This window comes from Rahnella sp. AN3-3W3 (genome assembly GCF_003263545.1).
Classification (GTDB): Bacteria; Pseudomonadota; Gammaproteobacteria; order Enterobacterales; family Enterobacteriaceae; genus Rahnella; species Rahnella variigena.
This window is the reverse complement of the sequence record NZ_JYDG01000111.1, coordinates 1-7842: the sequence shown is the minus strand read 5'-3', so window position 1 is coordinate 7842 and position 7842 is coordinate 1. Positions and strand designations below refer to the sequence as shown.

Genomic DNA, 7842 nt, shown 5'->3' with positions numbered 1-7842 from the left:
TTTTTTACTGACTAAAAAAAGCCTCTACATGTCCTCTAAAGGATTTGATGACCCACGGATCCTTCCTGGCGGGCCAGGTATCCCTTTTACAGCGCCAGATGGCACCCTCGATACAATAAAACCCAGATCCCCTGGATGGTCATGGGGAATGGTCTATATGACCAAAAGGGGGCTGGCAGATGCAACCAACCAATATAGAGCCGAGTGGTTTAACTTGCCGGATAAAGTCCCGGAGGTGAAGAACTATCAGGGATGGGATCATATGAGCTGCAATATGGATGCGGGGAAATAATAGAGTGACCCATGACGCCCCTAAACCAAAATCTGATGAAGGGACGCAAAGTTGTGCGGGTATAAATTACTTCACGCTCACATCAATATCGCCAAAGTATTTCTTCGAAAGCTCTTTCACCACGCCATCTTTTTGCACTTTAGCGATCGCCGTATCCAGCTTCTCTTTCAGCTGGGTATCGCCTTTGCGCAGGCCGAATGCGATACCGCTGCCGAGAATTTTGTCATCCCGCACGGCGTCGCCGACAAAGCCATAATCTTTACCGTCCGGACGCGACAGGAACCCGCTCTGACCGGCTGGTGCCAGTACTAAAGTGCCATCAAGGCGACCGGAGGACAGATCCAGATAAACCTGATTCTGATCCTGATAAGAGACGATATCTACGCCTTTCGGTGCCCAGTGTGCCTGCGCGTAGCTCTCCTGAATCGAACCCTGCAACACGCCGATATGTTTACCTTTCAGCGACTCAACCGTCGGCAGCAGGCCGGAATCTTTCTTCGCAATCAGTTTGCTCGGTACGCGGTAAATCACGTTGGTGAAATCAATCGCCTGACGACGTTTTTCTGTCACGTTCATGGCGGAGTTGATCGCATCAAATTTACGCGCCTGCAATGCCGCAATCAGGCCGTCGAATGAGGTATCAAACCATTCGCATTTCACGCTGGCGGCGGCGCAGACGGCGTTACCCAGATCGATATCAAAACCTTGTAACTCACCGGTCGCACTCTTGGATTCAAACGGCGGATATTGCGCTTCCAGACCAAATTTGAGTGTGGAACCGTCCGCCAGTGCGGAGAAAGAAGCCACGGCACAACCTAATAGCAATGCGATTTTTAACTTTTTCATTATTTACAATTCCCCAGCGTGATGTAGATAAATGCAAAGGCTTAGACGCGACACAGGCGGCGTGCGCCTTCGTACAGCGTGTCGTTATCTTTGGCGAAACTCAGGCGGATAAGCCCGGTGGGTTTGTTATTGCTATAAAAAGCCGAGAGCGGAATGGTGGCAATCTGATGATCGCGGATCAGGCTCAGCACAAATTCGTCGTCGGTCAGCGGGCTGAAATGACTAAAACGCGCCAGCATAAAGAAGCTGCCACGGCTTGGCAGTAATTCAAAGCGGGATTCACTGAGCGCTTCGGCCAGCAGGTCGCGCTTTTGCTGATAAAAATCTGCCAGACCTAAATAACTTTGTGGATCAGCCAGTGCTTCGGCGAAAGCCACCTGCATCGGCGTATCCGCGGAGAACATCATAAACTGATGCACTTTACGGATTTCACTCATTAGCTCTGCCGGTGCCAGGCAATAGCCCACACGCCAGCCGGTGACGTGATAAGTTTTGCCGAACGACGACACAATCACACTGCGCTCTGCCAGTTGCGGATGGCAGGCCATACTTTCATGGCGCTCGCCGTCGAACACTACGTGCTCATACACTTCGTCGGACAAAATCACGATGCCGGTGTCTTTGGTCAGTGCGGTCAGACGTTCGATATCAAAATCCGTAAAAATGGCGCCGGTCGGGTTGTGCGGACTGTTGATGATGATCATCCGCGTACGGCTGTTGATCGCACTTGCTACCTGATCCCAGTCGATGCTGAAATCGTCCATCGACAGGCCGATCGCAACAGGCTTCGCGCCCTGCAAACGGACAATCGGCGCGTAGCTGTCAAAAGACGGTTCGAAATAAATCACCTCATCGCCCGCATGAACCAGTGCGCTGATGGCGGAATACAGGCCTTCGCTGGCGCTGGCAACCACGGTCACTTCACTGTCGGCGTCATATTTGCAGCCGTAAAGCGCTTCGGCTTTGGCAGAAAGCGCATGACGTAAGGCCGCCACGCCGCTCATCGGCGCGTACTGGTTATGACCTTCACGCATGGCTTTGGTGACACTTTCGATCAGCGCGGGCTGACAGGAAAAGTTCGGCGCACCTTGCGATAAATTCAGGGCATTATGCTCGGCGCTGAGCTGGCCGATGACGGTAAAAATAGTGGTGCCGACGTCCGGTAATTTAGACTGCGGCGACATGGCGCTCTTCATAGCATTTCCCCAAAAAATACAGGCCGGGCGGCCATAAGAAGGTAAAACAGGGTTTGAATGATTAAGCAACAGTTCCCCTGTGCCGACAATGGAAAGTTTGTCATACTCGTTATGATCTGAAGTCATGGCTTAATGACGTTTACAACGAGGTAACTGTGAGCTTTTCGCCTGAACTGCCGTACCTGAATTTGCCTTCGCTCAACGTGCTGAAAACCTTCGCGGTTGTAGCGCAGACGCTGAATCTGACCCATGCCGCCTCGTTGTTGCATATCACGCAGGGTGCGGTCAGCCGCCAGATAACCGGGCTTGAGTCCACGCTGGGCTATCCGTTGTTTTTGCGTCAGGCCAGAGGGCTGACGCTGACCCCGCGCGGGGCGCAACTTTTACCGCCGGTACAACAGGCGCTGGCACTGATGGGGGAAGCCCTGAAACGCGTCGGTTCGCACCCTGATACGCTGCGCATTAAATGCCCGACCTGTTCGATGCGCTGGCTGCTGCCGCGCGTTATCCAGCTGCAAAATGATCGCCCGGATATGCAGATTGAGCTGACGGCCTCCATCGCTCATGGTGTGGATTTCAGCAGTGAGCATTTTGATGCTGCCGTAGTCTTTGGCCGTCCGCCGGAATCGCCGCGCCGGGCACATCATCTGTTTGATGAAGTGCTGACACCGGTCTGTGTGCCTGATTTTTTGCCGCGTCATAAAGGGCAAACTGCGGTGGCAGATCTTGAGGATAAAACACTGTTGCACCCGACGCGGGATCGTCGCGACTGGTTGTTATGGCTGCGGGAAGAGGGCGTTCAGGGGCTGCCTTCAGCCAAATCCCAGCATTTCGATACGCTGGATTTGGCCATTAATTCTGCGTTGCAGGGATACGGCGTGGCGATTGGCGATCTGACATTAATTGAGGACGATTTGCAGGCGGGGCGGATTGTCGCACCGTTCCCGCTGTGCGTGGCGAGCGGCGCATCTTATACGTTGCTGTATCCGGAAAATCCGACGCCCGCACTAAAAGTAGCGATTGATTTTCTCAATGAAGAAGCGCGGCTCAGCCGGGAAAAGCTGAGCGCGCTGTTATCGACGTCACACCGGTTAGTCAGCGCAAACTGATCAGTACAGCGCAGCCAGCGCGCTGGCAATGGCGCTGGTCAGTTTGCTCAACTCTTCTGCCGAAATGATGTACGGCGGCATCAGGTAAATCAGCTTGCCGAACGGACGGATCCACACGCCTTGCGCAACGAAGTGTTTCTGCAACTGCGCCATATTCACCGGCTGGCGCATCTCTACCACCCCAATTGCGCCCAGCACCCGCACGTCGGCAACGGCCGGATGTTCCGCCAGTGGCTGTAATTCGGTTTTCAGTTGTTTTTCAATATTCAGAACCTGTGCCTGCCAGCGGTTTTCAGCTAACAACCGCAGGCTGGCATTGGCGACCGCGCAGGCCAGCGGATTGCCCATAAAGGTCGGGCCATGCATGAAACATCCCGCCTCGCCGTTACTGATCACCTCCGCCACAGGACGGGTGGTTAAGGTAGCCGAAAGCGTCATATAGCCTCCGGTCAGCGCTTTGCCGAGACACAGAATATCCGGCGAAATCCCGGCGTGATCGCAGGCAAACAGCTTGCCGGTACGGCCAAACCCGGTGGCAATTTCATCGGCAATCAGCAGCACGCCGTATTCGTCGCATAACTTGCGCACGCGTTTGAGATACAACGGATGGTAGATCCGCATTCCACCCGCGCCCTGAACCACCGGTTCCAGAATGACGGCGGCGATTTTGCTGTGGTTCTCGTCGAGCATTCTGGCGAACGGCGCGATATCCGTTTCATCCCATTCGCCGTCAAAGCGGCTTTGCGGCGCATCGGCAAACAGATGCTGCGGCAGATATCCCTGATACAAACTGTGCATCGAATTTTGCGGATCGCACACTGACATCGCGCCAAAGGTATCGCCGTGATAGCCGTTGCGCAGCGTCAGCAAGGTCTGACGTTTTTCACCGCGCGCCTGCCAGTATTGCATCGCCATTTTCAGCGCCACTTCGACGGCAACCGAACCCGAATCCGCCAGAAACACGCATTCCAGTCCGGCAGGCGTCATTTCCACCAGACGGCGCGACAGCGCAATTGCTGACGGATGCGTGATCCCGCCAAACATCACATGTGACATTTTGCCGATTTGTTCGACTGCGGCCTGATTGAGCTGCGGGTGATTGTATCCGTGGATCGCTGCCCACCAGGATGACATGCCGTCAACCAGCTGACGTCCATCGGCGAGTTGCAACATCACACCGGACGCGGATTCCACGGCATACGCGGGCAGCGGTTTGGTCATCGAAGTGTACGGATGCCAGATGTGGCGCTGATCGAATTCAATATCGGCGGGGGTCATAGATGAGTCCTGCGGGAGCTAAGTTGTAAACTAAAAAATAATTTTAACGTTGACGGTAAACCAAAACAAATTAAAAATGGTTTACTAATCATAAAACATTAACCTCAAAATCATTCTGGTTGCATTATTTGGAGATGTCGTCATGTCCCACTGGACGCTGGAAAAAACGCAGGCCTTGTTCGATAAGCCATTCCTCGAGCTGATTTTCGAAGCTCAGCAAATTCACCGTCAGCATTTCGACCCGCGTCAGGTGCAGGTCAGCACCTTGCTGTCGATTAAAACCGGTGCCTGTCCGGAAGACTGTAAATACTGCCCGCAGAGTTCCCGTTACAAAACCGGACTGGAATCTGAACGTCTGATGCAAGTCGAGCAGGTGCTCGAATCTGCCCGTCAGGCGAAAGCCGCCGGTTCGACCCGTTTCTGCATGGGCGCCGCGTGGAAAAACCCGCACGACCGTGACATGCCGTATCTCGAACAAATGGTGCAGGGCGTGAAGGAAATGGGCATGGAAACCTGCATGACGCTCGGTACGCTGAACACCACGCAGGCGCAGCGTCTGGCGCACGCTGGTCTGGATTTCTACAACCATAACCTCGATACCTCACCGGAATTTTACGGCAGCATCATCACCACCCGCAGCTACCAGGAACGTCTGGATACGCTGGCGGAAGTGCGCGGTGCGGGCATTAAAGTCTGTTCCGGCGGAATTGTCGGTCTGGGTGAAACCGTTAAAGATCGCGCGGGTTTGCTGATGCAACTGGCGAACTTGCCGGTACCGCCGGAAAGCGTGCCAATCAACATGCTGGTGAAAGTCAAAGGCACGCCGCTGGCTGATAACGACGATGTGGATCCATTCGATTTCATCCGCACCATCGCCGTGGCGCGCATCATGATGCCGCATTCTTACGTGCGTCTTTCCGCAGGTCGCGAGCAGATGAGCGAGCAGACGCAGGCGATGTGCTTTATGGCCGGTGCTAACTCGATTTTCTACGGCTGCAAACTGCTGACGACGCCGAACCCGGCGGAAGATAAAGACTTAATTCTGTTTGGCAAACTGGGGCTCAATCCTCAGTCCTTCGAAACAGAAATGGGCGACAACCAGCAACAGGCCGCGCTGGCCGAACATCTGGTTCATGCTGATACCGATCAGTTCTACAACGCGGCGGTATAACCGGTGAGCTGGCAAACGCGGATTAACGAAGCTGTCGCGGCGCGTAAACAGGCGGCGGCATTTCGTGTGCGCCAGCCAAATGAGGGCGGCAGCGCGCGTTTTCTGACGCAGGGCGAGCGGCGTTATCTGAATTTTTCGGGCAATGATTATCTCGGCCTGAGTCAGGACCGCGATGTGATCGCCGCGTGGCAGCAGGGTGCGGTGAAATATGGCGTCGGCAGCGGCGGGTCCGGTCACGTCACCGGTTTCAGTCTGGCGCACGCCGAGTTTGAGCAACAACTGGCGGACTGGCAGGGTTATCCGCGTGCGTTGCTGTTTATCTCCGGTTTTGCCGCCAATCAGGCGATCCTTGCCGCGCTGATGCAGGCTGAGGATCGCGTGCTGGCCGATAAACTCAGTCATGCGTCTTTACTGGAAGCCGCGGCACATGCGCCTTCGCAATTACGGCGTTTTCATCACAATCAGCCGGATTCCCTGCAGCGTCTGCTGGAAAAGCCGGTGAGCGGTGAAACGCTGGTGGTGACGGAAGGCGTGTTCAGTATGGACGGTGACGCTGCGCCATTGGCTGAGCTGCATAATTTGTCGAAAACGCACGGCAGCTGGCTGATGGTGGATGATGCGCACGGCGTGGGCGTGACCGGCGAGGAAGGACGCGGAAGTTGCTGGCAGCAGGGCGTGCAGCCGGAGCTGCTGGTCGTCACATTCGGAAAAGCGTTCGGCTGCAGCGGGGCGGCAGTTCTGTGTGATGATGCGACTGCGGATTATCTGTTGCAGTTCGCCCGTCATCTGATTTACAGCACGGCGATGCCCGCCGCACAGGTGTGTGCGTTACAGGCTGCGCTGGCACGAGTCCGGCAGGACGACGACTTGCGTGATAAACTGGCGGCCAATATTGCCCGTTTTCGCGCGGGAGCCGCCGGTTTACCCTATCAGCTGACCGGTTCACAGACCGCTATTCAGCCCGTTATTGTGGGTGAGAATCAGCCAGCGCTAGACTTGGCTTCGGCGTTGCGTGAACGCGGGTTGTGGATCAGCGCCATCCGTCCGCCGACGGTGCCGCCTGGCAGTGCGCGGTTGCGTATTACCCTGACGGCGGCGCATGAGCCGGAAGATATCGATTTTTTGCTGGAGTCCCTTCATGGGTGCAGTCACTGAATTAGTGAACAAACAAGCGGTGGCCGACGCGTTCAGTCGCGCCGCCATCAGTTATGAAAACGCCGCACAGTTGCAGCGTGATGTAGGCGAGGAATTACTGGCGCTGGCAGCGCCGTATCTTAAAGACGCCGGTAATCTGGTCGTCGATGCGGGTTGCGGCACAGGTTATTTCAGCCGTCACTGGAAGGCGCAGGGCAAAAAGGTTATTGCGCTGGATCTCTCCAGCGGCATGTTAGATCGTGCCCGTGAGCTGGATTCTGCCGATGAATACGTGCCGGGCGACATCGAACGTTTGCCGTTCGCCGACAATTCTGTCGACATTTGTTTCAGCAATCTGGCGGTGCAGTGGTGTAACGCGTTGCCGCGCGCGCTGGAAGAAATGCACCGCATCACCCGCAACGGCGGGCTGGTGCTGTTTTCCACGCTGGCGGAAGGTTCGCTTAACGAACTGGCTGCGGCATGGATGAAAGTCGATGGCCGCCGTCATGTGAACCAGTTTCTGACGCCGGACAAAATCGCTGAAGCCTGCGCACCGTATCGCCACGAAGTGACCTTCAGCGACCACGTGGCCGAATTCCCCGATGTGATGTCACTGATGCGCTCGCTGAAAGGCATCGGCGCGACGCATATCAAAAATGGCCGCCTCGGCGGTCTGGGCGGACGCGAACGTCTGCAATTGCTGGAAAAACACTACGTCCGGCGCGACGGCATCCTGCCCCTCAACTACCGGCTGGTCTACGGCATTTTGCAGGTCGAAGAACTTATCCCCCGATGATTTACTCCTCCCCCTGCGAA

At 55.5% G+C, this 7842-nt stretch carries 7 protein-coding genes and 1 pseudogene; 5 read left to right on the top strand and 3 right to left on the bottom strand.

What is annotated here, in order from left to right:
• Nucleotides 1-292 (top strand): annotated as a pseudogene (locus tag UC15_RS26110) (hypothetical protein); the annotation flags it as partial.
• Between the two features lie 66 nt (nt 293-358).
• Here UC15_RS26110 and UC15_RS23630 read toward each other — a convergent pair.
• Complete coding sequence (locus UC15_RS23630; RefSeq protein ID WP_112291422.1) at nt 359-1138, bottom strand: ABC transporter substrate-binding protein; 780 nt, start codon at nt 1136-1138, stop codon at nt 359-361.
• 41 nt (nt 1139-1179) lie between these two features.
• The gene (locus UC15_RS23625) at nt 1180-2334 is read right to left on the bottom strand and encodes a methionine aminotransferase (protein WP_112291426.1); all 1155 of its coding nucleotides are present in this window, start codon (nt 2332-2334) and stop codon (nt 1180-1182) included.
• Nucleotides 2335-2489: 155 nt separating this feature from the next.
• Between UC15_RS23625 and UC15_RS23620 the strand changes: the two genes are divergently transcribed.
• Nucleotides 2490-3443 (top strand): LysR substrate-binding domain-containing protein, encoded by a 954-nt coding sequence (locus UC15_RS23620; protein ID WP_112291420.1) that lies wholly within the window; start codon nt 2490-2492, stop codon nt 3441-3443.
• On the opposite strand, the gene bioA is transcribed toward UC15_RS23620, so the two are convergent.
• Complete coding sequence (bioA, locus tag UC15_RS23615; protein ID WP_112291419.1) at nt 3444-4721, bottom strand: adenosylmethionine--8-amino-7-oxononanoate transaminase; 1278 nt, start codon at nt 4719-4721, stop codon at nt 3444-3446.
• Nucleotides 4722-4863: 142 nt separating this feature from the next.
• Between bioA and bioB the strand changes: the two genes are divergently transcribed.
• The 3 genes from bioB to bioC are packed head-to-tail and all read left to right on the top strand — an operon-like array spanning nt 4864 to nt 7822.
• Nucleotides 4864-5892, top strand: a complete 1029-nt coding sequence (bioB, locus tag UC15_RS23610) for a biotin synthase BioB (RefSeq protein WP_112291417.1) — start codon at nt 4864-4866, stop codon at nt 5890-5892.
• Nucleotides 5893-5895: 3 nt separating this feature from the next.
• The gene (gene bioF, locus UC15_RS23605) at nt 5896-7047 is read left to right on the top strand and encodes an 8-amino-7-oxononanoate synthase (RefSeq protein ID WP_112291415.1); all 1152 of its coding nucleotides are present in this window, start codon (nt 5896-5898) and stop codon (nt 7045-7047) included.
• Nucleotides 7031-7822: a malonyl-ACP O-methyltransferase BioC gene (gene bioC, locus UC15_RS23600; protein ID WP_112291414.1), complete on the top strand. Its 792-nt coding sequence runs from the start codon at nt 7031-7033 to the stop codon at nt 7820-7822. The genes bioF and bioC overlap by 17 nt, the downstream gene beginning before the upstream one ends.
• The last annotated feature ends 20 nt before the right edge of the window (nt 7823-7842 follow it).

Excerpts from the sequence above, each read along its gene's own strand:
- bioC (WP_112291414.1), top strand. The coding sequence starts at position 7,031 with ATGGGTGCAGTCACTGAATTAGTGAACAAACAAGCGGTGGCCGACGCG.
- UC15_RS23625 (WP_112291426.1), bottom strand. The coding sequence starts at position 2,334 with ATGAAGAGCGCCATGTCGCCGCAGTCTAAATTACCGGACGTCGGCACC.
- UC15_RS23630 (WP_112291422.1), bottom strand. The coding sequence starts at position 1,138 with ATGAAAAAGTTAAAAATCGCATTGCTATTAGGTTGTGCCGTGGCTTCT.
- bioA (WP_112291419.1), bottom strand. The coding sequence starts at position 4,721 with ATGACCCCCGCCGATATTGAATTCGATCAGCGCCACATCTGGCATCCG.
- bioB (WP_112291417.1), top strand. The coding sequence starts at position 4,864 with ATGTCCCACTGGACGCTGGAAAAAACGCAGGCCTTGTTCGATAAGCCA.